This window comes from Larkinella terrae, assembly GCF_009668025.1.
In the GTDB taxonomy this organism is placed as follows: domain Bacteria; phylum Bacteroidota; class Bacteroidia; order Cytophagales; family Spirosomataceae; genus Larkinella; species Larkinella terrae.
The window spans coordinates 584,757-609,711 of sequence record NZ_WJXZ01000002.1 but is presented as its reverse complement, the minus strand read 5'-3'; the positions used below and the strand labels follow the sequence as shown (position 1 = coordinate 609,711).

Sequence of the window (24,955 nt, the reverse complement as noted above, 5' to 3'; positions counted from 1 at the left end):
GTTACAACCGGCTATCCACTAAATTTTTATCCAGCAACCCTTTCAGGTCATAGACAACCGTTTGATCGGTTCGCAAAGCGAAATAATCCAGTTCTTTGAATTGCTCATGGGCAACCGCCATGATTATTCCGTCGTATTGCCCGGTCGGCTGGGCAATTAATCGAAAACCGTACTCTTTGGCAACTTCATCGGCATTGGCCCAGGGATCATACACTTCGACAGCCATGCCGTATTCGCTCAGTTCCGTGTAGATGTCGATCACCCGGGAATTCCGAATGTCGGGGCAATTTTCTTTAAACGTTATGCCCAGCAACAGCACCCGGGTATGATTGATCGTATGGCCCTTCCGAATCATCAATTTCACGAGCTTGCTGGCCACGAAGATGCCCATGTTGTCGTTGATACGCCGTCCGGAAAGAATAACCTGCGGATAATACCCCAGGCTTTCGGCTTTATGCGCCAGGTAATACGGGTCCACGCCAATGCAATGCCCACCTACCAGACCCGGTTTAAATTTCAGGAAATTCCATTTGGTTCCGGCGGCTTCCAGCACTTCCATCGTGTCAATATCCATGCGGTCGAACATCAGTGCCAGCTCGTTGACGAAAGAGATGTTGACATCGCGCTGGGCGTTTTCAATGGCTTTGCTGGCCTCCGCTACTTTAATCGACGAAGCCCGATGCGTTCCGGCCTTGATAATTGACGCGTACAACTGATCGACAAATCGGGCCGTTTCCGGCGTTGAGCCCGACGTCACCTTTTTAATGGTCGTCAGGGTATGAACTTTATCGCCCGGATTGATGCGTTCCGGCGAATAACCGCAGTAAAAGTCGACGTTAAACCGCAATCCCGATTCTTTTTCGAGAACCGGAACGCAGTCCTCTTCGGTACATCCCGGATAAACCGTCGATTCATAAATAACCAAATCGCCTTTTTTCAATACCTTGCCGATGTCACGCGTAGCGCCCAATAAAGGCCGTAAATCCGGTTTTTTATAAGCGTCGACGGGCGTGGGAACGGTAATGATGTAAACCGTACAATCCGCTATGGCCGCGCGATCCGACGAAAATTGCAAACGGCTGGCTTGCTGAAGGGTTGCCTTGTCGGTCTCCCGCGTCCGATCGAAGCCTTCGTGCAGTTCAGCGATTCGTTTCGCGTCTATGTCGTAACCAATCACGTCATATTGTTTCCCAAACTCAACGGCCAACGGTAATCCGACATAGCCTAACCCAACGATGGCAAGGCGTACGGAACTCTCCATGTTAATAATCTCGCTCATTTCATACTGGCTTTGGCAGCCACTCTATGTGTCTCATCAGTACCAGCCCGATACCAACAAGGCCACCGATAAAGGTATACAGGACCACGAGGATGGATCGCCGTGGTTCACTGCGTTTGGTCGGAACCTGCGGTGGTTCCAGTATTTTCAAAATCGGGGTTTCTTCCTGTATTTTAATCCGGGTCTGTTCATACTGCTGGGTAATATTGCCGTATAAACCCTGGGCCAGTTCGAAATCCGCCTGCAAACGTCGCTCTTCGATCGTCCCGACCTGCGTCACCATGTACCGGTGCTGATCCTTGTAAGTCGACAGGTTGATCATCGCCCGATCGTACCGCTGTTTTGCTTCCCGAAACCGCTCAGACAGAAACTTCAGATCTTCCCGTGTTTTTTCGGTCCGGTAACTGATTACGTAGCGGGTCAGATAATCAATGGCTAACTGACCGACCTGAGCCGCGACCTCCGCATCGGGCATTTTTACTCTAATGATAATGACGCCGGATTGTTTATCCAAATCCGACAAAATCCGCTCCTTCGTATTCTTAACCAGTTCCTCCTGATCACGGGTCAGGTGTAACGCCTGACGATCTCCGAGCGCCGGGGGAACACTGAGCGTTTTTTTGCCAAAAACGCGGTCAATCAACGAAAAAGAACCCTCGGTCAGGAAAGCCGCCAGAGTAGGAAACTTCCGTTTTTCAACCGTCGTAACTGGCTGGTTGAGCAGGTACAACATAAACGGTGTGCTTTTCAGCACATCCGGGTATAAATCCGGGCGTATAGCTTCCGTATTACTGACTCCTTCCAGATTGATACCGGCCAGTTCCGCCAAAGCGCCAAATCGTTTCAGGTTCAGGGCTGAGCGCGCCTGTAATTCCGGCATCACCCGCACCTCCGATATGTATTCGAACGGGCTTAGCAACGCAACCACAACCCCAACAACCGCAAACAGAAAGGCCATTTTCAGCACATTGCCTTTCTGACGCCACAGGAGTAACAAAGCCCATTGCGGATCCAGTTGCGCCGGTGGCCGGACGCTGGCGGCATCTTTAGGCGACAAAGTTATCCACTTTTTCATCAAAACAACCGGATAATTGTCAATACTACGGCCGCCAGCGAAGTGATCCCCGTCATAATGGCCACCCGCTCGGGAGCAGACAGCTTACTATCCGACCGGGGCGGTTTTGGTGGTATCACGACTTCCATTCCGGGTTCCGGATTAGGATAATTTCGAATACCCAGAAACCCTTTGGTACGGTTTATTTTGCCATTCGCGTAGACGACGTATGTTTTTCGACGGAACGCTTTCGATGTAAAACCGCCCGATTCGTTGAGGTATGATTTCAGGGATTTGCCCCGGTTAAAATCCACAACCGACGGATTCAGAACTTCTCCCCGAATTTTCACAAGTTCCGTTTTTCGGGGAATATGAATCGAGTCGCCTTCCAGCAACAGCAGATTACCGCTATCCGAAGGCTTTGTCATAATCTCATTGATGTCCACCGAAACCAGTTCGCCATTTCGAATAAACCGGCTTGCTTTCAGGTAAGCGCCCGGACGCAAGCCCCCGGCGCGGGCGATCAGCTCGGTGATTCGTTCCGACTTGTCACGAATGGGATAACTGCCCGGATAAGGGACTTCCCCGGTTATCACAACGGATTTCTGCGACTCATACCGGGGCGAGGTACGCACATATACTTTATCAAACGGCTTTAACATAAACCGAGCTTCGGTTTCGTTGAGTCGTAATTGCTCATTCAGGTTGAATTGAAAAAGCCGGACATTCTGATCATTCAGCAAATCCGTGGTGTCGTTCCGGACCCGGCGGGCAATTTCGATGCGCGAAGCCGTAGCGCCATCCGAAAAACCGCCCGCCAGGACAATCAGGCTGGCCACACTCAGGCTGTCGGCATATTCAAATGTCCCCGGTTTGTTGACGGCTCCCTGGATACTCACGGTTCGGCGTTCGCGCAAATCATCGTAAGCCATAACAGAAACAATATCTTCCCGCTGCAGGCTGATGTCTTCGATTTCGTTGCGCATCAGTTTACCCAAATCAACGGAAAGAAGCTGCGGATCCAGGTTCTCGCGCAACCGGCGGATTGTGGCCCGGTTCAGAAAAGCGTCTTCGCGCAGGCCCTCCGCGCTCGAGATGAGTTGCCGCAGGGTCGGGCTTTTCTTCAAATCATACATACCGGGGCGAAAAACCGCCCCCTTGATGGTCACCCGGTTTTCGTAACGGTCAATAATGGCACCCACCGAATAATGATCCCCACGGTGCGGAATAAAAGTCGGAATGTCGGTCGACGGAACCGTTACGATTTGTAGTTCTTTGGGCGTATTCCGGCGCTGGGTCAGCGAAGCCGTATACGCCTTGTCGGTAAAACCGCCGGCAAATGCCAGCACATTTTTCAACGATTCGCCTTTCTGAACTTCATAAATGGCCGCCTGTTTGACTTCGCCGGTCAGTTCAATCCGGGTGTCGTAATGGTTGACGAACACAATGTCCTGATCCTGAAGCCGGATATTATCTTTCTGATCAGCTCGCAGCAAAAAATCGTAAATATCCAGCGTCCGAATCAGCCGGTTACTGCGATAAACGCGCACATCCCGAAAGGAACCCCGGTCCGGATCGGGCCCTCCCCCAACGTAAAGCGCGTTGAAAACCGTCGATAATGACGAAAGCGTGTAGGTTCCGGGCTTCACCACCTGCCCAATCAGCGTCACTTTAATACTGCGAATACTGCCCAGCGTAATGGTCGCAAAAATACCGCTCGACGCCGTGTTCAAACCGGAATACAACTGGCGCAGCCGCCCGATAATTCGTTGTTCGGCCTGTTCGATGGTCAGCCCGTTGACGTAAATCGGGCTCAGATTTTCCAATCGAATGGCCCCTTCGGGACTCACTTTGGTACGATAATTCTGCTGGGCGTTCCCGTATACGTCGATAATCAGCTCATCTTCTGGCCCAATCTGGTAATTCTTGGGGGTAGGAATGCGCAGATTGGGTTCAAAAGTCAGATTGCTGGACGAAAACAGACTGGCGCCAAAAACCGGTAATTCCGCTTCGGCGGTTTCGGAGCGGGCAGCCACGGGCGGGGCGGTGCTGAGCTTGTTCTGATCGTTTTGTTCACGGCTTACCGAAGGAGAGTTGATGGTTGCGCCGGTTTCTGCGGGCGTATTCAAAGCCGCAATCCGTTCTCTCATTTTTTTGACATCGTCAGCGGTAAACCCCCTCGACAGGGCCAGTTGTTCAATCTGGGTTTCGGACATCCCGCTGGATTTAGCCTGCTGAACAAACTGGCGAACCTGCTCATCTGTCAGGTCGCTCACTTTCTGAGAATAGGCGGGTGTACCGATATACGATAAAGTAAAAAAAAACAACAGGCCGATGTGCCTGAACCTGTTACGGTCTTTCGTACCGAAAATGAACACGCTGTGAGTAATTGAGTTAGGTAAAATGTAGAGCCAAACAACGAAAACAGGGAGCCAGCAGTCTGATAATAAGATGGTTCATACTGGAAGATGAGCTTTATTCCGGATCATCTTTCACCAGAAAAATCGATCTTTTATCGCTGATCTGCCCTTTCCCCGGTTTCCAGGCCAGTACCATTGAGACGCAAAAAGCCCCGAAAGGTTACACCTTCGGGGCTTTTTTATTCTAATTTATTTGTGTCCTATCAGGGCACCAGTTTCAATTCAACACGACGGTTTTTCGTCAGACCAGCGCGGGAGTTGTCACCGATTGGTTTGAATGAACCGAAGTAGTCGATAATAATCCGGTTAGGATCATTCAGACCTTGTTTAACCAGGTAGTTCTTGACAGCTTCAACCCGACGGCGTGACAGCGCGATGTTGTAGCGATCCGAAGCACGACGGTCAGCATGACCCGACAGTTGCAGGCGGCATTGCGTTTTGTTCAGCAATTCAACCACTTTGTTCAGCATGTCGTAGTACTGCGGCTTGATGATGTTTTTATCGGTATCGAAGGCTACGTTCGTCAGGATCTCGGCGCAGGCAATACCCGGCAGAGCTGCACTCACGTATTTATCGAAGTCGATGGCTTCACCCGCACCGGAAACAATGCTACCAGCCGGAGTGTTGGGCTGACGGTCGAAGTAATCAGATACACCGTCATTATCCGTATCCATCAACAATCTCGGATCGATGTCTTTCGGACGGTTTGCTTTCGCAACGGAGTCGATTTGTTCCAGCGTCAGGATGACCGGCGGTTTGATCAGGTTGCGGGGATCAGTCCAGCGGAGGTGATACGTTCCTTTGGTCGTATCGTACTCGTATTTACCGTTCACCTTCTGAACTTTGATGGCGTTTTTGCCCAGTTTGTACGTAACCGAAACCGCTGCGTAGCCCAGTTTGTCCAGATTCGATTCGCCTTTGCGCTCAAATGGGTTATCGAATTGACCACGAGTGCCATAGCCATCGAAGTAGCTGGAGCTATTACCACCGATGGTAGCATCGAGACGGTCGGTGTTGACATTGGTCAGACGGAAATCCAGACCAACGTCGAAACGCGCGCTAACTTCGTAGTTAACCGCCAGACCGACCGGAATAGCCCAGTCTTTTTCGTATTTGGCGTCACGCAGAATACCGTCGCCGTTGTTGGTTTTGGTCCAGCGACGAACGCGTCCGGTTCCTAATTCATACGCGGTCGATTTGAAAAATACCACACCCAAACCGGTGTAGGCATCAATCTTCCAGCGTTTCATTTTATTGATACCAAAAAACAGACTTTTCAGGTTGACACTTCCCGTCAAATCGGTTTGAATGAAATTGGATCGAAAATAAGAATAATAAAGCCGGCGTTTCATACCAACCAAATTACCGAACTGGCCATCCAGCTGGAGGCCAAACAGGTGTGACAATTGTTTACCAACGGCCACGCCAAAGAACGCCGACTTACGTTCGTTGTAGCTATCGGAGTTGGTTTTTGAAACCGGGTAGAAGTCATATTCCCTCAGGTCTCCGAAGAATTGAGTGGGTCCGCCCATGACCGAAACTGACCAGGTGTTCAGTTTGGCAGGACCTTCATACGAGGCTTTCGGGTTATACTGGGCACTGGCACCTGTCGCTGCCAGAAGAGCCAGTCCCATTGCCCTTACGAACAGGGATACTTTTTTCATACTTATCAGGTTATTGTTTGACAGTTAATAAACCATTGATGTGGTGAAACAACTTGTATCGGTTAGTTTAGCCGGTCGTTTTATGCAACTTTCAACGCTTTGCCGCAAAACTATAGATTTTCGTCTAGTTTACAAACAAGACATAGGTAGTTTACAAACAACTTGCCGTTCACTTTGTTCAATTCACGTTCATTAGTTTTTCCGACACAAGAAAAACAGGATTTGTCTACCATCAAAGACGTTGCATCAGTTTTTTTGTCATATATGTCTTCCATTGGAAAAAATTTCCGGTATTGATCTGCTGCCGGGCTTGTTTCACTAACCATAAATAAAAGGTAAGGTTTTGCAGACTGGCAATTTGTGCGCCTAAAATTTCTTCGGACTTAATTAAGTGCCTTAAATACGCTTTTGAGTAACATAGACCAACATAACCGCCCAGTTCTTCATCGATCGGACTAAAATCGTTTTTCCATTTTTCGTTCTTGATCATGATGATCCCCTGCGTCGTATAGAGCACACCATGCCGGGCGTTTCGCGTTGGCATCACGCAATCGAACATATCGATGCCCAGCGCAATGGCTTCGAGGATATTCTCGGGCGTCCCGACACCCATCAGGTAACGGGGTTTGTCAGACGGCAGAATAGCATTGACGAGCTCGATCATTTCGTACATTTCTTCCGCCGGTTCGCCCACCGCCAGGCCCCCAATGGCGTTCCCGTCCCGCCCTTGCCGGGCCACAAATTCGGCCGACTGCTGCCGGAGGTCCCTGTACGTACTTCCCTGAACGATAGGAAATAACGTCTGCTGATAACCGTATTTGTTTTCCGTGTTGTCAAACCGCTCGATGCAGCGGCTCAGCCAGCGGTGGGTCATTTCCATCGAGGTGCGGGCGTACCCGTATTCGCACGGATACGGCGTACATTCGTCGAAGGCCATGATGATGTCGGCGCCGATGGTCCGCTGAATATCCATGACCCCCTCCGGGGTGAAGATGTGTTTTGAGCCGTCGATGTGGGATTTAAAAGTGACGCCTTCTTCCTTTATTTTACGGGTATTCGACAACGAATAAACCTGGTATCCTCCGCTGTCGGTCAGAATGGGCCGTTCCCAGCCGTTAAACCGGTGCAAACCGCCCGCTTTCTCCAGGGTTTCCAGGCCCGGACGTAAGTATAGGTGGTAGGTATTCCCCAGGATAATTTCCGCTTTAACATCCGCTACTAATTCGCGCTGGTGAACCGCCTTGACCGTTCCGGCCGTTCCGACGGGCATAAAAATGGGCGTTTCAATCAAACCGTGGTCGGTCGTGATGAGTCCCGCACGCGCCTTCGATTGGGGGTCAGTCGCCTGTATGGTAAATTGCATGAAGTCTGATTTACGATCTTTTCAGGTGCAAAGGTCGAAAGTCCTACGGCGAAAATCAAAATCTGTATATTTGCCGTCTTATTCAAAACCGTTCTGTCAGCACAATCTTCCTTCATTACGTGATATATATAGTATTGGTTGTGTGCCTTTTGTCGGTCTCCATACAACTTTTTTATATTCTTGGTATTTTTTCCCGAACGGCTCTGTATTCCGATCCCGATGAAAGCTGGTTGTCGGACGAGGCCATTCAGCTGAAGCAATCCGCCGGAAAACCGCATACAAGCCCGCCGGTGAGCATCATTGTTTGTGCGTGGAATGAGCTGGATAATCTGCAGACCCTGCTGCCTGCGCTCAACGACCAGGTTTACCCGGTTTTTGAAATATTGATCATGGACGACCGGTCCAGCGACGGAACCCGGGAGTTTCTGGAGCAATCGGCCGCCCAATACGAGCGCCTGCGGTTTATCCGCATCGATCGGGAACACGACCACGTGACGCCCAAAAAATACGCCTTAACCACCGGCATCCGCAATGCCGCCTACGATTGCATTCTGCTCACCGATGCCGACTGCCAACCCACCGGAGATTACTGGCTGGCTGGCATGGTGGCGAAATTGAAAAATCCCGAAAAACAGATCGTACTGGGATTTGGACCTTATAAGCGCCGGAAAAGGAATCGCTGGCTCAACCGCCTGATCAGGTATGAAACCTTATATACTGCGGTTCAGTATTTTTCACTGGCGCTGGCCGGTTTTCCATATATGGGCGTTGGGCGCAATCTGATGTATCGCCGAAAATTATTTCTGGAAAACAAGGGGTTTTATTCGCACATTCGCGTTTTGGGGGGCGACGACGATTTGTTTATCAACGAAGTGGCCACCTCGCGAAACGTTGCAATTAGTCTGCATCCGGCTACCTTTACGTACTCAAAACCGAAAGAGACATTTGCCGAATGGTGGCACCAGAAGCAGCGGCATTCGTCGGTCGGAAAATATTACAAAACGCGCAACAAAATCTGGCTGGGCCTTTTATCGTTAACGCACGTTTTAAGCTGGTTGACGGGTCCAGTGGTCAGCCTGGTTACGTTGATTCGGGGCGTGGCTACCGGTTTTTCTGCACTGATGAGCCAGGCCGAGGGTCAGCTTTTGGTAATCGCTACCGGTTTATTTCTGTTCCGGCTGCTGGCTTTCTGGGTCATTGTCGGGCGAATCAGTTACCGGCTCGGCCGCACCGTCAGTTGGCTGACCATCCCGGTTTTGGATTTGGCGATGGGCGTTTATTACGCGATCATGGGTTTTATTACCTTGAAACCGCGTAACAAAAACCGTCGAATGACGTGGAAATAAAATTTTAATGATGAATGATTGACGATGAACTTTTGTAGTGCATCGTCTATCATTCATCGTTCATAATTAAGGAAGTTTTGGATCTGATTAAAAAATATTTCCCGGATCTGACGAAGCGGCAACTGGAGCAGTTTGCGGCTTTGGATGAATTGTATCGTCACTGGAACGCCCAGATCAATGTGATTTCGCGGCAGGACATTGACTCGCTGTACGAGAAACACGTGTTGCATTCGCTCGGAATTGCCAAAATCATTCAGTTTGTGCCGGGCACCGAAATTCTGGATGTGGGCACGGGGGGCGGTTTTCCGGGTATTCCGCTGGCGATTCTGTTTCCGCTGGTGGATTTTCACCTGGTCGACAGCATTGGCAAAAAAATCAAGGTGGTGACCGAAATCAGTTCGGCTCTGGGCCTGACGAATGTGAAGGCGGAACAGGCACGCGTCGAACATTTGAATACGACCTATGATTTCGTGGTCAGCCGGGCCGTCACGCGGCTGGCTCCTTTTCTGGGTTGGGTGCGGTACAAGATCCACAAGTCGGGTAACAATAAGCTCCGAAACGGCGTTTTGTACCTGAAAGGTGGAGATATGAGTGAAGAACTGGCTGAGATTCAGGACAAATACCGGACTTATGAATTATCCGATTATTTTGACGAGCCATTTTTTGAAACCAAAAAGGTCATTTATATTCCCAAGTGATTTCGGTTTGGGCGGATGAAAACCGCTTTTCCGTTTAAAATTCCCACATTTCGATAAACGCACATGGCAGAGATTTTCAAATCCAGCGGCTTTAAAGACCCGATCAACCGGGACGTAGTCGAATTCAACGATAAAGGTGTGACGTTTCGCGTCAACCGACTGATTGGCGGCACCGACAACTTTGTGTTCTACGGCGATATTTCCGGCGTAGAGATCGACAACGGTATGTTTTTTTCGACGATCCGGATTATTCCGCGGGCCCGGCCTGAAATTGTGATCAAGAATTTCACGCGCGGTGATGCCCGCCAGATCAAGCAGTTAATTCTGGAACGGGTGCCAACGCTCCGCTGAGTGGGTCGAAGCGGAAAAGAATTCTTGCGGATTTTTCGCGAAAATGCTTGCAGGAGTTGCGCCGGAGTCTTACTTTTGCACCCACAATAACCCACCACGGTGGGCGACCATTCCCGAATAGCTCAGTCGGTTAGAGCATCTGACTGTTAATCAGAGGGTCGCTGGTTCGAGCCCAGCTTCGGGAGCAAAAAGCCTCAAATCACTTGATTTGGGGCTTTTTTTATATTTTTTGTCTATCTTTTTGAAACAAATCACTAAGCTACAGCAGTACAGCAATCAAGCTCAAGCTGTTTAAAGATTAATTAGCAAGCAATATATGAACAAATGGAAGACTCTGTAACTCATCCATGGTTAACTAAGTATCCAATTAAAAGAGATTCCACTAATTTAATTCTTGGCACTCATCCTCCCATGCCATATAAGGCAGAGCTGAAGTTCTATTATGGTAATAAATACAATTTTTGGAAGCTACTTAAAGTAGTATTCCCTCAAGAACAACTTTTTACAAATAATAAGCCTAACCTAGCATTAATCCAACAATTCCTAAAGAATCATAAGTTTAGCATAACCGATATAGTTTATAAAACTAATGGTCAAAAATTTAGTACTGATGATGAAATGATATGGACTTCTTTAAACCCATTTTTAAAAGGATGGTTAGAAAAAAGTAGTATTGAAAACATATATATAACAAGTTTTTCGGGAAAAAACGGGACATTGTCTTTATTCAAAAAATGGATTAAACAATATTATGGAAAAAATATTCGAATCCCACCAACCAGTTCTTGGCGAGAGAAAGCTATTTTCAACTTTAATTTGGGCGATAAGGAATATAGACTAATAAAGTTGTATTCTCCATCAGCAAGGGCAAAAACCGGTATATCAAATTCGATTCCTTATATTGAATGGTTGAACGATAATCCAAATGGAAATGCCGATCAATTTAGAATATTTTGGTATACCAAGTACTTAAATTACGATCTCGAAAGTCAATCAATTGTTAAATTAGATCTATTTTCAAAAAACGATATAAATACAATACTAAATCCATCAAGTAATTTTAAAGTAATTCAAGAGGTAAATATTAAAGTAAATAACGAAATAATTGCTTTAAAAGAAATTAAAAATATTTCAAATTCAATTAAGGTGTTCAATGTTTATGGTGATATATTAAATATAAAAGTGAAGCCGTTTTTGAGAAAAATAATAATACAAGAGCAGCTTAAAATTAGCTTAAATACAAATTCATGGCCAAAAACAACTAACCAATTAGGTACAGAAATAATAAAAGCATTAAAAAAACATCAGAGAAACAACTTGACTCAATCTGAAAATTTATTAAATTATTCACAAGATGATACAACTAGAGCCTAAAAGTACTGGATTTAGAAATTTAAAGAACCTAATGCATAGGATAAATGCAAACAGGGAAACTGATAGGTTATCATTGATTTCTGTTGAAGATGAAGATGTTCCTGCTTGGCAAAGGCAAGTTGTTTGGACACCAGATGAAATGGGTTTATTAATATATAGTATTTTGATGCGATACCCAATTGGCCTTATTATTCTTTGGCAAAAAAGTGATGGGATAAGAGTTCCTATTGATGGTAGGCAAAGATTAACTGCAATTAAAGAATTCTATAATGGAAACGTTTCAATACCTGATCTTCCAAAAGTTAAAGAAGAATTACGAAAGAAAAAGTATAAGCTAAAAGCTGGTGATGTTGAAAATGGATATAGCCTTTTATCGGTACATGAAAAAGATATTTTTGAAGACTATGAGCCTAGTATCATTCAATATGAAAATATAGGAGAAGAAACTGCAATGGACATTTTTGTAATGTTACAAGGCGGTAAGAGCCTTACTAAAACAGAAGTGAGAGCCGCACTTGGTGGCAAACTTTGTGATTTTATTACAGAATTAACTGCTTATTCAACACCAAATGAAGAAGACGAGAGTGGGATTTCAGCCCCAAAAAATGCTTTTTTTAAAGCTTTATCAAAAAATGTGAAAAACACTAGAAAAGCCTTAAGGAATATTGGTGATATAATTGTCCACGAAATATTTTACCCTAATCAGGATAAACATTGGACTAGTCTTGAAAGTATGTATAGAGAAAAAGCAAGACATTTATCTGAAAATGATAAAAGTCTAGTTTATAAAACTTTAGAAAATTTCAGGAAGAGTTTTACAAGGAAGATTAAAGAAAAGCAAATACTATCACCACAACTAAAATCTGCCTTTTTTATTCTATCTGTTTTTAAAGCCTGGAAAGAGATAAATGAAGATTTTGATTTACCAAATTCTGTTGATTTTTCACAATTACTTGCTGAATTTGAAAACGAAAGAGTCCAAAATAAAGATAAATATCCATATTTAAATTTTACAGCTGCATTAAGTAATGCCGGATACTCTCAGAATAGAATTAGTCAACGAAATGAAATACTTAAAAGCTATTTTTTAGTTAAAATTCCAAATGCCATACCTAAATTAAGGGCTAAGAGATTCTTTAGTACTGAACAAAAAATTGCTATATGGGAGAGAGCGAAACATCAATGTGAATTTGTTGATGATAATGGAAGGTGCAAGGAATTATTCCATGATTATAAAGAATTCGATGCCGATCATATAATAAAATGGTCAGAAAACGGTTTAACAACAGTCGAAAATGGCAGATTATTATGTAGATATCATAATAGATCAAACAAGTAGTCATATTCTATTAGTTTTATCGTTTTTTATAGCTATAATCGCAATTTCACTCCATTGAGAAACTCTATAATATAACAATTATCAAACTATTTTCCTAGGTTTACAACCCAATATTTCATATACTATTATGTAATAGTATATGAAATATTGGGTTGTATTTTTTAATTCAAATTAAGTATGCAGCCTTTTTCGGTAACGTAAATGTGCTTTTTGGCATCCTTGACAACAAAAAGAAGTATCAATTCGTTTTGCTTCAAAATCTTTTTCACAGTAAAGACATTTTTTCCTGTAAAACATCCCCTTTATGGTATAAGAACTTGTGCCATAGTCCGGATCATAGTTATTGATTCGTTTATTCTTCTGGACTTTTTCGAATCCATAATTTCGTAAACCATTTTTGTCTTGGATGATGTTCTCTTTTTTCATTTTAGTACGTGTTATAAACTTGTTAATGGTTCGTTAATGGTTTCTAAGTGATGTGTTGCAACCTTCAAATATACTTGAAAAGTGCCTGTAAAGCGGTCTAAAAGCGCCTGCAAAGCGGTCTAAAAGTGCTTTAATTGTGCTTCTGTACGTAGTATTCATTATAATCCTTGAATGAAGCATACAGAGATGAACAATCGTTAACCTGCAAATCTTCAGCTCTAAGCTTTTCAATGGCTCGCTTTCCAGCTTTGTCATTATCAAAAAAAGTATTCACTACTTGGTACTGCTTTAGAATTGATAATGTCTCTTGAAGAAAGGAAAGCGAATTCAATACAATGGTTGAGCTGTTTAATCGGATTGTATTATGATGCTGGCAGCAAGTCAGAAAATCAAAGAAGCCCTCAAAGACATTTATCGCTCCAGTTGGTTTACCTGGAATAGTGGTGAACCATTTTAGTGCAGTACCTCCTTGAAAATACCGGCTACGAAACTCAAACCCGCCTTTGTCGTTCTGGAAGCCAATCGCGAAGTAGCGTTTATTATCCACTCGGTAATGCACCTCTTTTAAATACTGGCTGGCTAATTCATACGAAATCTTACGACTCTCTACATATGCCCATAAAGCCCTGTTTTGTATCGGCAGAACGCTTATAACTTCAAGACTTGAATCATTTGCTTGATTTAGGTTGTGGCCGCTAAAAGAAAAAGGAATGGCATTGTTTGATCCTGTAAATCCTTTGAGGATTTGGACGGCTTGACTAAACGAGCAATTTTGTAAGTATTGAACCAAGCGGATTATATCGCCTTTTTCGCTCGTTCCGCTAAAATCATGGAAAACGTTTTTAACGGGGTCAACCATGAAAGATGGTGAATCTTCCTGATTACATGGTGAATAGTAAACTAACTCTTTACCCTGCTTTCTTACAGGCTGACACCCCATCTGATTGAGATAATCTGTGATCGGAATTTTCTTTAATTCTTCGATGATGCTTTTATCAATCATGTCTTTTTTCTTTTAGCGGCTGAAATCTTACTTACTCGTCTACTCACTTCATTACCTCCTTCATTATTAGCTAATTAACACTCGAATATCGAGTAGCACTATTTTCTTCTTTACTCGTAATTATGCCTTTTTTCGAGTATTGAGTAATAGCGAGTAGGATATTACTTACTCTTTGTTAAAGGGTGTTATTATTTGATAATGAGTATATTATATAACATCGAGTAATCGAGTAGGTAATATTTTACTTTTGATGGACATAGTACCCTTTTTCAGTGTACTTCTTTTGGGTATTGTAATTTGAAACCTGTGGAAATCCCATTATTTGAAGTGCTTTACCAATCTGATTCCGGTAAAGTTTGAGACTTACTTTTGTCCGTAAAGATTGTTCGATGTCTGCTGCCGTGTAAAAATCCGCTCCCTGATCTCCTTTTTCTGCTGGCTCGAAATACTTACTGATAATTTCCATTTCGGTCGTTGTTCGTAAGAATTTACGGTTAGACAGTTCCAAGGTTTTAATTTCTTCATTGGTCATGTCTGGCTTATATGAAGGATCATTTAGTAAGGCATACGCTTGTGACCAAACCTTATTAATATCTACCTGAGCCCTATACCCATTTGAACCACCATTATCATGCTGAATCTCTTTAACAATGAACGGTAACCAACGTACGTTACCGGTTTCATCGGTTAGAAATTCGTATTGGTTCGTACTGGCTACAAAACTGGCTCTTCGCTGAAATGCAGTTTCCACATTTTGAAAGAGTGGACGGTATTTTACTATCCCTTCAGATAAGACCGTTTTAAACTCATTATTGAGTTCTTTTTTGTCAAATGAAGCCAGTTCATCCAGATTTACCATGAAGTTTTGCACCAATGAAAACTTGCCCTCTTTTGAGCCAAAATCAAACCCTTTCTTGACATAGTTTTTTAAGGCGAACGGAATTAGAAAATCTAAAAAAGTAGTTTTACCATCGTTCTGTTTGCCGACTAATGTTAGGCATTGTTTGTTAAAGGCAATCGCGCCAACTGCCTGACCCACACAACGAACTAGCCACTTTTTGAACATTGCTTTCCACCATAAGCTATCTTCTGTTTTTACATAGCTGGCTAATTCCTCGATATAATCCGGTAACGAATTATTCCAGGCTGGTAAGCTCTGAAAATAGACCTCGAACGGGTCATATTTTGGAATAGTTTTCGAACCAAATAAGGCTCTCAAGGCATCTTTAAACCCTTTCAATCCAAAATCATATAGTTCTAATTCAACGTCGCACAAATTTACTAGCTCCCATTCTTTAGCCTTCTTTGCCTTACGTTCTAATTGATTAGAAACCACATCAACGCGGTAATCATGTTCCGCAAATAAATACTTCCGAATTCGATAAATAATAGGCTGACTTTCAGCCTTCTGTTTGCTGTTTTGATCAGAATTCATAAATTTGTCTTATTAATTATCAAAGATTAATATTGAAAACCACCCCCTTTTAGGAGGTGGTTTTTTTGATTACATCGCCTTGCGATTTGGAGCTTCATTCTCCTTACGTGCCTGATACTCTCGCATATGCCGGATAACCGCTTCTTCACTTCTTTCGGTATAGTATAGCTCGGTCGTACTGGTTTTTTTATGGCCTAACATAGTCGCTACACTCGTCAACGGGACACCATTAGCGATGTAATAAGAAGCGCACGTTTTACGGGCTACATGAGTAGTTAGTCGAACTGTGATATTACAAGCGGCTTGTATCTCCTTTAGAATGCGATTCATAACCTGATTCGCGTAAACAGGCAATAATCGTTTACGAAGAAGGCATTCTTCATGATCACCGTATTTATCCAAAATCTGTAGTGCTTGCGGCACTAAGGGAATAATGCAGTCATTATCGTTTTTCCCTCGTTTAATCTTGATCAGTTGTTCACCATTTTGCAAAATGAGTAGGTGCGAAGAATTAAGTCTGCTTACATCGATATAAGCCAATCCGGTATAACAACAGAATAGAAAAACATCCCGTACATAATTGTATTCCCGGCTATGGAAAACCCTTTCCTGTAGCCGATGAATGTCTTTTTCCTTTAGGGCAATTACGGCTTTCCGTTCTCTTTTCGGACGAAAAAAGGCAAACGGGTTTTTCTCTAACCATTCATTTGCAATCGCATAGTTGAGCGTTCTCTTCAGAAACTCGGCGTGTAATACAGCGTGGTTATGGCCGTGACCGTAAGTCTTTTTGCAGAATGTTACAACTTGCTGAGCGTCAATTGCCTTTAGATCAGAAAGCTTCAAATAGGGATTTTGCCGGTAGGTGAGAATATATTGCTTGATGCGTTCAACCAAATACCGCTTTTTTTCAACCGTTTTGCGCTCAAAATCAATACCGGACAGCGATTCAAATTCATCTTTGTAGAATTTGTCCAGGCATTCGATAGCCGTTGGTTTATCTGGTTCAATTCCTGATTTGTCTATAACGACCTTCTTTATTTCTCTTAAATCGGGAGTTCGTTTCGTTAATAAGAAATCAGTAAAGGCGCGTTGAAAGTCAGACCTTAATGCTTGTAAATAGGCTGTGGCCGATTCGTCATTAAGCACAGTAAATGACTTAACGTCGAGTTGTCGGGGACTACATCTCAAACCAGTGCTAAAAGGCAAGTTGCGCCCATTGTAATGTAGCTTTACATAAATAGCTGAACCTCTTTGATACAGTTGAACCGTCAGACGCTTTATACGGACGTTTTGATTAGAATCAGGTAAATGTTTTACCTTTGCCATAGAAATCAATGTTTTAAGGATGTTGATTGAAAAATGAAGCCCGTTACCGTTGGCAGACGGTAACGGGCATTTTGTTTAAAGGAGACTTTCTAAGGGCACTCCGAAAAAGTTAGATAGATTGCGAGCTTCAAAGCCCATAATAGGTTTCTCCCCTCTTACCAATTGACCAAATCGCTTTTGATTGATACCAACTTTTTGATAAAAGCGATAATCTGGTTTGAACCTACCACCAATTCTATTTTCGTAGCCCTGTAAAGCTCCTTTGACTGCTGTTTGTCCCATGATGTATAAAATTTGTGACGCTAATTCTAAATATTAACGTCACAAATCTACACTATTTAGGATTCGAATTCCAAATATTTTTTACATAATCGTATAAAATATTTTACGTATTTTTGCATTGTTCTAAAAATCAACCACATGGATGTATCAAATAACATACGCTCAATACGTGAAAAGAAGGGATTGACCCAAGTCGATATTGCAAATCGATTGGGGACTGAGCGTAGTAATTATGCACGGCTAGAGAATAGAGACGTTAATTTGACCCTTAAGCAGATTCAAGAAATTGCGGAAGCTTTAGAGGTGTCAGTATACGAAATCATCGGTATGCCGCAAACGGACGATTTAAGAGGTGAACAAACCGAAATACTTCAAAGACTAGAAGAAAAATTGAAAATGACCGAAGAGGCTTTGAAAGATAAAAAGCGAAATATTAAGCTATATAAAACTTTCATTGAATGGACAAGAGATAAATTTGTGACACAATTCACTTTGGCTGTTTTACATGCAATTAAAGAGCTTAACCTAAGAGAAATCACATTTGAGGACTATGAAGAACTTGGCTTTACTAAATTCAATCTTACCGAAGAAGAACTAAAGCAAATAGGCGAATACATGTTTAAATATGGCACTACTGATTATATGGTCACTAATTTTGTAGCATCATCAGGATTTATAACTGAAAAATGGTTTATTGATGCCTATAATCGAAAAAGCAAAGAACAAATAGAAAAGAAAGTTTTTGCAGAAGTAAAAAAGTGGGTTAATGGAGTTTTTGAGTTTTTAGAAGAAGAGTAAACTAGGATTTTTAAACATATATATAGCATGGCAACTAAAATATGAAATTTTTAAGAGATCGTCAATAAAATGAAAGAGGAGAATAAAAATTATCGATTTTTCAAAGAAGTTAGAAGTAGGAAGTTAAAAATGTTAAACATTATCATAAATCTATAACATTAAGTAACCTTATTAATTCCTTCTTGATAATGACATCATAAGAAAAGGCATTATTCATACTAAAGGCTATTCACAGATCAGGCAGAGAAGTTAAAGAAAATAGAATTTTAGAATATTTAGTTCATAATAGGTAGAAACAAATTAACTAGAACTGAATCTATATTACAGATTAGAAGATATAGAAGGGAGCCTTACGGTATTTTATAGGTTTCAATAAAATTAAATCAGCGTTTAAATTGTCTAATAAAAATTTTGAATAGATAAAATTAATAGTTTGAAATGGACTAGATTCAAATGAACCTAATTATACGGTAAATAAAACAGAAAATTCGACAGAAAAGCAAATTTTGTAAAAGATAAACTAATATAGATTGGGCATCTTATTCAATAAAGACAAGATGATATAAATAAGATCATTGATTTTTATAAAGACAATAGTTATAAGAAGATATAAGCTAAAAATTAATAAAAAATTTAATAAAATGTCTGAATGTATAAGTACCAGTGATAGAACATGGAAAAGGATTTGGATTGTCAACTATAACAGAATATTGACAATGATTAATGCTAATGAAAAATTCTTAACTCCTTTCGAGTTTGACATATCCATACTATGACCATGAGATAAAGATATAGTCGAAGATATAAAACTATTAAAACTTGCTCAAAAAATAAACTTTACATCTAATTAATGAGTTAAGGATAAGCTTTTTTAACAAATAAAATATCATTTTCAGAAAGTTTGGTATTCCAATCAACTGAAAAATTATTACTCGTTAATTCTTTTTCGATACCATATATCATAATAGATTTGGGATCAAATGCCGTTCCATTAATTGATTTATGATCGTATCGAAGAATAATGTTCTCATAAATTTCTTTAATTTTCCAGTTATTTGGAAAGGATGAATATATTCTATAAACCTCAGGCTCATTCCACTCAATGGGATTATTATTAGGATTTTGATGTTCATGAATAAATCCAAGCGCATGCCCGAATTCATGTAATACTACTCTATTATATTCTTCATTAGGCGTATCAACGGTTAACCAGCCTAGATTCATTGAAGGCCTATTATTCTTAGAAAAACTTCCTATATCTGACCAAGAGCCTGAATATTTAAACGATATTGAAATGTCTGGGTCCAAGTTTTGACTAAAGTTAAACCTTATACTACAATATTTTTCCCAAGTTTTGGCAACTTCAATAACTTTATTAATTACTGCTAGATCGCCATCTAAAAATTGAACATTTAGCACTTTTTTTCTCCACTTATAAGGATCAATGATTGCAACCCTTGCAGTCGATGGGCCATGAACTAAATAAGGACTAACATTTAAATTTTGAATCATTGTATCAATTCTTATGCCATCTGAAATAATATTTGTGTCAGACACATACGCTTGTACATTACTAATTATTGGAAATGAGTCACTAAAAGCTTCTGAAATAGATTTAGAAATTTTGGGTAGTCTTTCAATGCAAACTCGATAAGTGTTTAAATCTTTCTTTAATGAATCAATTTTAAACACTTTTGATTTAGCTACAGATTGATCATCCTCTTTTTTGACACAAGAAATCAATTGATTTGAAAATATTATCGAGGATAATAACGCAAAATAAACAAATTTTTTCATGATATTTTATTTCTTTTTAATACCTGGGGAAAAGTTAATAGAAATGTACCCTGCTCTACTCCAGCCCGTCTTTAGATCATTTTGAAATGCTTTCTCATCGGCAACCTCTGATCCTACACTTAGCGCATCAAGTCTACGATTGAACACATTTACAATTCCGGCTGAAATTGAAAAAATGTCCTTAATAAACCAACCGACACCGACTGGAACTACAATATTGTTATTTGTCGAGGCAATGCCAATTTGAGGGAACCAATATAAAGGTGTTTTATATTCTTTACCTAATTTGCCTAATAGATTAAGGAAAACTGCTGGCTTTATTCCTACATTCTTTTTATCTTGGATGATAATATTTTTGCCTCCAATTTGAGTTACACTATAGCTAACAACATCCAGATCAGCATAAATTAGTGAAGTTGTAACAAATGGAACTTTATTTCTATTAACAACAAATTGACTAAGGGATTTATGAACATTCTTTTCACTTAATGCTGACCCATCTTGCGCCAATGGCTTTACAGTAAATGATATATTTTTAATTTTATCAATTGAATTTTCTATGCTAACTTTTTCCAGTTTTTGAAATTTTATACCGCCAATATTAATATCAAATTGTTTTTTAAATTTTTCTAAATCATCTATAATTTTCTTTAATTTATTAATTCTATCATTTTGCAATTCTATTGCACTAACTGTACTTGTCTTTAATATTGTAGCAGATACAGAAGAATAATCTTCAAAATCTTTTATTTGATTTCGATTAATTGTTGGGGCAAGTACTGTATTAAAATCAATTGTTAACAAATCAATAATTGCACCTAAATTTGCTTTAACACCGGTTAGCAAACTTGCAACTTCTTTATGCTTAGCTTTTGCTAAATCTAAAGCCAATTCAAACTTAAAGTAATCATTTTCTGTAGTATATAATTGAATAGATTGATCACTTAAAAAGTCTCCAGAATTATATAAAACACTTTCCACATCCTCTATATTATCTATAATAGGAATGATATCATCATTTATTTTTCCAATGATCTCGTTTGATAACCTTGAAGATATTAAGCTCTTATATTTAAATATCCATTCGTTCAACAATATACTTTTTGGAAAATTATTGATATTTGCAATAGGTGCCGAAGTAATATTTCCTTTAGATGAATTTTCTGTAAATGCTTTTGAAGGTACACTTGAATTAGATATTGTTGGTGATGATTGCCTGAGTATCGTATTTACTAAATCAGTTGGAATTGCATTCTTAAATTCCTGGATCGCAATTGCGATTGGGTCATCCTCTTCTTTTACGCTTGTTGAAAAATTGTACTTTAATGGATTATAAAATTGTAGAAATGGAGTAATTTCTCCCATATTACTAGTTATTCTAAATAACCTTCCATCTAAAGCGTGACTTGATTTTGAAATATCATAGTTTTCCAGTTGAAAGTCTAAACTTGGCTTATCTGGCGTCGATGTATTAATAAATAGAAATAATTGTCCATCTACCTTTATGCCATTTAGTCTTTCAAAGACAATATTATCCTGTGCATTTGCTGGTATTATACTCAGAATACATAGGGTTATTATTACAAATAAATATAGTTTCATATTTTTATTTGTTTAATTTGAGGAAGAGAATTTATAAATGTAAATGTCGTTTTTATGAAAATAAAGTAAATATAAATGTTCTATTCTTTACTTCATACGGGAAATTTCCCGTAATTATCTGGAAATATTCCTGTTATCACAAAAAAGCCGACGAGGTTCAACCCAATCGTTTCTACCATAACAGTGCTTATCTCCAATTCTAACCCTCTGATATCACTGAATGGTCTGATCGTGGAACCTGACATACCTTAACCATTTAAATTATGAGTGACCTCTAACCCAATTTATTTCATTAAGTAGCGACTGTAAAATCGATTTATATAAACGTAAACGCTGGTAGTAAAAACGCTCAACTACTTGGCAGCCAAATGCAATAAAGCACCATGATTGTATTGAACCAATTTTAACATTAGTCACACCCCATTACCATGTGAATTTTGAAGTACTACTTTAAATACACACACTAATGGGAGCATAGATACAACTATGATTGAAACCTGGATTTTTCCCCATCATACCGTTTGGTATACAGCTTTAAGGCCCTTTTAGTGCGGTTTGAATTTTCTGTTAAGTCCTTGATGAGTTTGCATTTCATCACCTTATCAGCCATTTTCTTACAGGAGGTCAATTGAATTAAATAGCTTCGATTTCACCATTCTTAAAGAGGTGATATTGAACAGTAAAACTTTTTATTAATCTATTACATCAACACACATGATATCAACTATAAGAATTTGTTCAGTATGTAATGAACTTAATATTGATTTAGTAGAGTTCAAATTCGAATACAAAAGCTCACCTAATTGTCATATAACTATTTGATTATAAGAATATTGCGATTTAAATAAGAATACACTTATATATAAAAGTAGTCTATTCCTATATCTCTGTAATTAACAAATATTTAAATATTTCATTATCAATACTTTATAATGTTATTTGCTTCCCAGCTTCGGGAGCCCTACTTAAAATCAGGACAGTTAACCGCCCCCACGAAAGGGCGGTTTTCTCTTTTCTAGGCCCCAATCAATCCCACTTCCTTTGCAGGAGAGCGGTATCCAATGTATCTTATTTTTATGGACGAGTTGGATGGTAAGGTTCCAGGACTTGATGCCGCACCATTAACCGGCTCTGGCAAGTGTTTGAGAGCCAGATAGGGTATAAAAATGGCCGGGTTACCGTTAAAATTCTCCGTAAAACCGCCGGTCCACTTTTTCTGAATAAGGGCTACACTCTGGAAGTAGTGCAGCAGGTCTTGGGGCATTGTAGCATTTCAACGACCGAACGGCATTATGGAAAAAATCGGGAGATGGATCGGGCTGGCGTAAGATTCGTGTAGTTAAATCTTAAACGTAGATAAAAGCGCCTGATCAATACGCCCAGGCGCTTTTTTTGAAATTCTATTTGTATGCGTTCACTAATGACGGTACAACCACCACCTTTTATGACAATTTGAGGCAATAAGCAACCGAAATATCTCACTGATAGTCAAGATTTTATAACACTTCTTGTCGTTTTGAATGTTTCAATAAAAGCGCATATCGTAAGACAGTTCTGTAGGCAACATTTTTGTAAAGTGTATCCAACTTCACAAGAGCCAAAATACATAACAGTCAGTAAAAGTGATTTTTACATTTCGTTAACCTTCTTTTACCGGTCCTTAAAAGACGACAGGATTGAACCTTTTAGCTTTGCTGCCCACCGCAGTGGTTGAAATCCTTGAAAACAAAAAGAGAAATGACGAAGCTCGTACACGTTTTTGCTTTATTGGTGGTTGTTTTTTGCACTTCCTGTGGACAAACCCAAACAAATCTCCCAAAAGATACCATCAGGTCCGAAATTAAAGACATAGGGCCTAACATAATGGTTCGTAATATAAAACAAGGCCGCAATGGCACCATTTTGATTGCTGGCCCGAACAACTCATCATTTGGTGATGTTTTCCGGTACGACCCTTCCAGGTCGGGAGAACAATCTTTTACGAATCTTACCAGTAAACTAGGCCAGCACCGATTCTGGGATGTTCTGGAAGATCGAAGCGGTAATAGATGGTTCGCTTCAACGGATTCAGGCGTTTTTTATGACAACGGGAAATCCGTTCAACATTTCACTACCAGGGAGGGTCTTGCCAATAATCAGGTTACGTCTATCTATGAAGATAAAGCCGGCAATATTTGGTTCGGCACTGGAGGTGGAGTAAGCCGTTACGACGGGAAATCTTTTCAAAATTTTACCTCTCCAAACGCCCCGCTTTTTTATAAAGAAGGGCATTTGAATAATGATATTAATACAATTATTGAAGATAAAACCGGGAAATTATGGGTTGGCACGAAGGGCGACGCCTTTGTGTATGATGGCAAAAAATTTACCACGTTAACCCATCAAGGCGAACCCTTTCTCCACGTTTCGGCTATTCTGGAAGATAAAAAAGGCACTATTTGGCTCAGCGGTTTCAATGGCTTTAAAGGAGGACGTTTACCCGGTGGCCTCTATCGCTATGACGGCAGCACCTTTACGAAAGTATCGGAGCGAGGTGCTAATGCTATAATCCAGGATGAAAAAGGAAACATCTGGACTACGGGTGCAGTGAATCCGGCAAATGCAGTGGTCCAGGCAGTTTCCCGTTATGATGCAAAGTCCTTGTATACTGATAAGCCCACTGTAACCGAAATTAAGTCAGGGAATGTTTTTTTGGGTCTTTCGGAAGCGAACGATGGAAGTATTTGGTTTGGAGATGCGACCGGTGTGTATCGGTATGATGGAAAGACCATTACGGACTTTTATAATAAAGCTGGTCAAAAAAAATATATCATTGATACGAAGCAAAGTGTGCTCATATGGAAAGGTTCTATGCTACTGGGTGGATGGGAAGGTTCTACGTTAGTTAGTGATGGTTCCTGGAAAGGAGACGTCGATATAGTAAAAGGAGAATTGCTGATCGAAAACCGTCATATTGTGGGCGGTGCCGTTGAAGTCGACATGAATACCATTGAGCAAAAATTTGATGATCAAGGTCCACACAATAAATTCCCTGCATTTTTTGATGTCAAAAAATTTCCTGTTTCTGCATTTGCAATTACGAAGGTCGAAACATGGGATGATGGAAATGTAAAAGTTGCCGGGAATATTATAGAAGTTACTGGGAACCTGACCATTGAAGGGGTCACGAAGGCTGTTACTTTTCCAGCCGAAATGCATTTTAAGGACGGAATGGACGGAACTGTGGTGTTGAATGGCGCGCTGATCCTTGATCGAACAGATTGGGCTAGCGCTTATAGATCAGAAAAGCTCTTTGATAAGTCTGGTCATGTAACTATTTCGGACGACGTGAAACTCTTTATAAAAATCGTAGCAAAAAAATAGTAGCGGTGGAAAAGCCAAACGGAGTCCGGAAAATC

At 40.8% G+C, this 24,955-nt stretch carries 20 protein-coding genes and 1 tRNA gene; 9 read left to right on the top strand and 12 right to left on the bottom strand.

The genetic code is table 11. The features are described from left to right. Position 1: 1 nt before the first annotated feature. The 5 genes from GJJ30_RS06490 to tgt all read right to left on the bottom strand — a co-directional run bounded on the left by GJJ30_RS06490 (position 2) and on the right by tgt (position 7,780). Complete coding sequence (locus GJJ30_RS06490; protein WP_229312991.1) at positions 2 to 1,279, bottom strand: nucleotide sugar dehydrogenase; 1,278 nt, start codon at positions 1,277 to 1,279, stop codon at positions 2 to 4. A 1-nt stretch (position 1,280) separates the two neighbouring features. Continuing rightward, entirely contained in the window at positions 1,281 to 2,354 is a 1,074-nt protein-coding gene (locus GJJ30_RS06485; protein WP_154174324.1) for a GNVR domain-containing protein, read from the bottom strand. Then, the gene (locus GJJ30_RS06480) at positions 2,354 to 4,609 is read right to left on the bottom strand and encodes an SLBB domain-containing protein (protein ID WP_310588199.1); all 2,256 of its coding nucleotides are present in this window, start codon (positions 4,607 to 4,609) and stop codon (positions 2,354 to 2,356) included. The genes GJJ30_RS06485 and GJJ30_RS06480 overlap by 1 nt, the downstream gene beginning before the upstream one ends. A gap of 347 nt (positions 4,610 to 4,956) precedes the next feature. Further along, entirely contained in the window at positions 4,957 to 6,417 is a 1,461-nt protein-coding gene (locus GJJ30_RS06475) for an OmpA family protein (protein WP_170299144.1), read from the bottom strand. A gap of 232 nt (positions 6,418 to 6,649) precedes the next feature. Further along, positions 6,650 to 7,780: a tRNA guanosine(34) transglycosylase Tgt gene (gene tgt / locus GJJ30_RS06470; protein ID WP_154174323.1), complete on the bottom strand. Its 1,131-nt coding sequence runs from the start codon at positions 7,778 to 7,780 to the stop codon at positions 6,650 to 6,652. Positions 7,781 to 7,920: 140 nt separating this feature from the next. On the opposite strand from tgt, the gene GJJ30_RS06465 reads away from it, so the two are divergent. From GJJ30_RS06465 to GJJ30_RS06440, 6 genes are all read left to right on the top strand, one after another. Further along, positions 7,921 to 9,126: a glycosyltransferase gene (locus GJJ30_RS06465; protein WP_310588206.1), complete on the top strand. Its 1,206-nt coding sequence runs from the start codon at positions 7,921 to 7,923 to the stop codon at positions 9,124 to 9,126. A gap of 77 nt (positions 9,127 to 9,203) precedes the next feature. Further along, the gene (rsmG, locus tag GJJ30_RS06460; protein WP_154174321.1) at positions 9,204 to 9,824 is read left to right on the top strand and encodes a 16S rRNA (guanine(527)-N(7))-methyltransferase RsmG; all 621 of its coding nucleotides are present in this window, start codon (positions 9,204 to 9,206) and stop codon (positions 9,822 to 9,824) included. Between the two features lie 63 nt (positions 9,825 to 9,887). Continuing rightward, entirely contained in the window at positions 9,888 to 10,175 is a 288-nt protein-coding gene (locus GJJ30_RS06455) for a hypothetical protein (RefSeq protein WP_154174320.1), read from the top strand. Positions 10,176 to 10,286: 111 nt separating this feature from the next. Then, positions 10,287 to 10,360 (top strand) — tRNA-Asn (locus tag GJJ30_RS06450). A gap of 139 nt (positions 10,361 to 10,499) precedes the next feature. Then, on the top strand, positions 10,500 to 11,549 hold the full coding sequence (locus GJJ30_RS06445; protein ID WP_154174319.1) for a uracil-DNA glycosylase family protein: 1,050 nt from the start codon (positions 10,500 to 10,502) through the stop codon (positions 11,547 to 11,549). Next, positions 11,530 to 12,888, top strand: a complete 1,359-nt coding sequence (locus GJJ30_RS06440) for a GmrSD restriction endonuclease domain-containing protein (protein ID WP_154174318.1) — start codon at positions 11,530 to 11,532, stop codon at positions 12,886 to 12,888. Before GJJ30_RS06445 ends, GJJ30_RS06440 begins: the two co-directional genes overlap by 20 nt. Positions 12,889 to 13,059: 171 nt before the next feature. On the opposite strand, the gene GJJ30_RS06435 is transcribed toward GJJ30_RS06440, so the two are convergent. The 5 genes from GJJ30_RS06435 to GJJ30_RS06415 all read right to left on the bottom strand — a co-directional run bounded on the left by GJJ30_RS06435 (position 13,060) and on the right by GJJ30_RS06415 (position 17,360). Next, on the bottom strand, positions 13,060 to 13,314 hold the full coding sequence (locus GJJ30_RS06435) for a hypothetical protein (RefSeq protein ID WP_154174317.1): 255 nt from the start codon (positions 13,312 to 13,314) through the stop codon (positions 13,060 to 13,062). A gap of 130 nt (positions 13,315 to 13,444) precedes the next feature. Continuing rightward, on the bottom strand, positions 13,445 to 14,317 hold the full coding sequence (locus GJJ30_RS06430) for a DUF8464 domain-containing protein (RefSeq protein WP_154174316.1): 873 nt from the start codon (positions 14,315 to 14,317) through the stop codon (positions 13,445 to 13,447). Between the two features lie 241 nt (positions 14,318 to 14,558). Continuing rightward, entirely contained in the window at positions 14,559 to 15,752 is a 1,194-nt protein-coding gene (locus tag GJJ30_RS06425) for a VapE domain-containing protein (protein ID WP_154174315.1), read from the bottom strand. A 69-nt stretch (positions 15,753 to 15,821) separates the two neighbouring features. Then, positions 15,822 to 17,078, bottom strand: coding sequence for a site-specific integrase (locus GJJ30_RS06420; protein WP_154174314.1), 1,257 nt, complete (start codon positions 17,076 to 17,078; stop codon positions 15,822 to 15,824). A 75-nt stretch (positions 17,079 to 17,153) separates the two neighbouring features. Further along, positions 17,154 to 17,360 carry a hypothetical protein gene (locus GJJ30_RS06415; RefSeq protein ID WP_154174313.1) on the bottom strand — a complete coding sequence of 69 codons (207 nt, stop codon included), beginning with the start codon at positions 17,358 to 17,360 and terminating at the stop codon, positions 17,154 to 17,156. Positions 17,361 to 17,498: 138 nt separating this feature from the next. Between GJJ30_RS06415 and GJJ30_RS06410 the strand changes: the two genes are divergently transcribed. Further along, positions 17,499 to 18,158: a helix-turn-helix domain-containing protein gene (locus GJJ30_RS06410; RefSeq protein ID WP_154174312.1), complete on the top strand. Its 660-nt coding sequence runs from the start codon at positions 17,499 to 17,501 to the stop codon at positions 18,156 to 18,158. A gap of 855 nt (positions 18,159 to 19,013) precedes the next feature. Here GJJ30_RS06410 and GJJ30_RS06405 read toward each other — a convergent pair. Continuing rightward, positions 19,014 to 19,955 carry a M12 family metallopeptidase gene (locus tag GJJ30_RS06405; protein ID WP_154174311.1) on the bottom strand — a complete coding sequence of 314 codons (942 nt, stop codon included), beginning with the start codon at positions 19,953 to 19,955 and terminating at the stop codon, positions 19,014 to 19,016. A 6-nt stretch (positions 19,956 to 19,961) separates the two neighbouring features. Then, positions 19,962 to 21,557, bottom strand: coding sequence for a hypothetical protein (locus GJJ30_RS06400; protein WP_154174310.1), 1,596 nt, complete (start codon positions 21,555 to 21,557; stop codon positions 19,962 to 19,964). A gap of 1,138 nt (positions 21,558 to 22,695) precedes the next feature. On the opposite strand from GJJ30_RS06400, the gene GJJ30_RS32655 reads away from it, so the two are divergent. Further along, complete coding sequence (locus GJJ30_RS32655; protein WP_369008981.1) at positions 22,696 to 22,896, top strand: tyrosine-type recombinase/integrase; 201 nt, start codon at positions 22,696 to 22,698, stop codon at positions 22,894 to 22,896. A gap of 398 nt (positions 22,897 to 23,294) precedes the next feature. Continuing rightward, complete coding sequence (locus GJJ30_RS06390; RefSeq protein WP_154174309.1) at positions 23,295 to 24,920, top strand: two-component regulator propeller domain-containing protein; 1,626 nt, start codon at positions 23,295 to 23,297, stop codon at positions 24,918 to 24,920. Positions 24,921 to 24,955 lie beyond the last annotated feature (35 nt).

Coding starts and splice junctions, on each gene's coding strand:
- GJJ30_RS06400 (WP_154174310.1), bottom strand. CDS start 21,557: ATGAAACTATATTTATTTGTAATAATAACCCTATGTATTCTGAGTATA.
- GJJ30_RS06415 (WP_154174313.1), bottom strand. CDS start 17,360: ATGGGACAAACAGCAGTCAAAGGAGCTTTACAGGGCTACGAAAATAGA.
- tgt (WP_154174323.1), bottom strand. CDS start 7,780: ATGCAATTTACCATACAGGCGACTGACCCCCAATCGAAGGCGCGTGCG.
- GJJ30_RS06405 (WP_154174311.1), bottom strand. CDS start 19,955: ATGAAAAAATTTGTTTATTTTGCGTTATTATCCTCGATAATATTTTCA.
- GJJ30_RS06475 (WP_170299144.1), bottom strand. CDS start 6,417: ATGAAAAAAGTATCCCTGTTCGTAAGGGCAATGGGACTGGCTCTTCTG.
- GJJ30_RS06410 (WP_154174312.1), top strand. CDS start 17,499: ATGGATGTATCAAATAACATACGCTCAATACGTGAAAAGAAGGGATTG.
- GJJ30_RS06420 (WP_154174314.1), bottom strand. CDS start 17,078: ATGGCAAAGGTAAAACATTTACCTGATTCTAATCAAAACGTCCGTATA.
- GJJ30_RS06390 (WP_154174309.1), top strand. CDS start 23,295: ATGACGAAGCTCGTACACGTTTTTGCTTTATTGGTGGTTGTTTTTTGC.
- GJJ30_RS06435 (WP_154174317.1), bottom strand. CDS start 13,314: ATGAAAAAAGAGAACATCATCCAAGACAAAAATGGTTTACGAAATTAT.
- GJJ30_RS06430 (WP_154174316.1), bottom strand. CDS start 14,317: ATGATTGATAAAAGCATCATCGAAGAATTAAAGAAAATTCCGATCACA.
- GJJ30_RS06425 (WP_154174315.1), bottom strand. CDS start 15,752: ATGAATTCTGATCAAAACAGCAAACAGAAGGCTGAAAGTCAGCCTATT.
- GJJ30_RS06490 (WP_229312991.1), bottom strand. CDS start 1,279: ATGAGCGAGATTATTAACATGGAGAGTTCCGTACGCCTTGCCATCGTT.
- GJJ30_RS06455 (WP_154174320.1), top strand. CDS start 9,888: ATGGCAGAGATTTTCAAATCCAGCGGCTTTAAAGACCCGATCAACCGG.
- GJJ30_RS06445 (WP_154174319.1), top strand. CDS start 10,500: ATGGAAGACTCTGTAACTCATCCATGGTTAACTAAGTATCCAATTAAA.
- GJJ30_RS06440 (WP_154174318.1), top strand. CDS start 11,530: ATGATACAACTAGAGCCTAAAAGTACTGGATTTAGAAATTTAAAGAAC.
- GJJ30_RS06485 (WP_154174324.1), bottom strand. CDS start 2,354: ATGAAAAAGTGGATAACTTTGTCGCCTAAAGATGCCGCCAGCGTCCGG.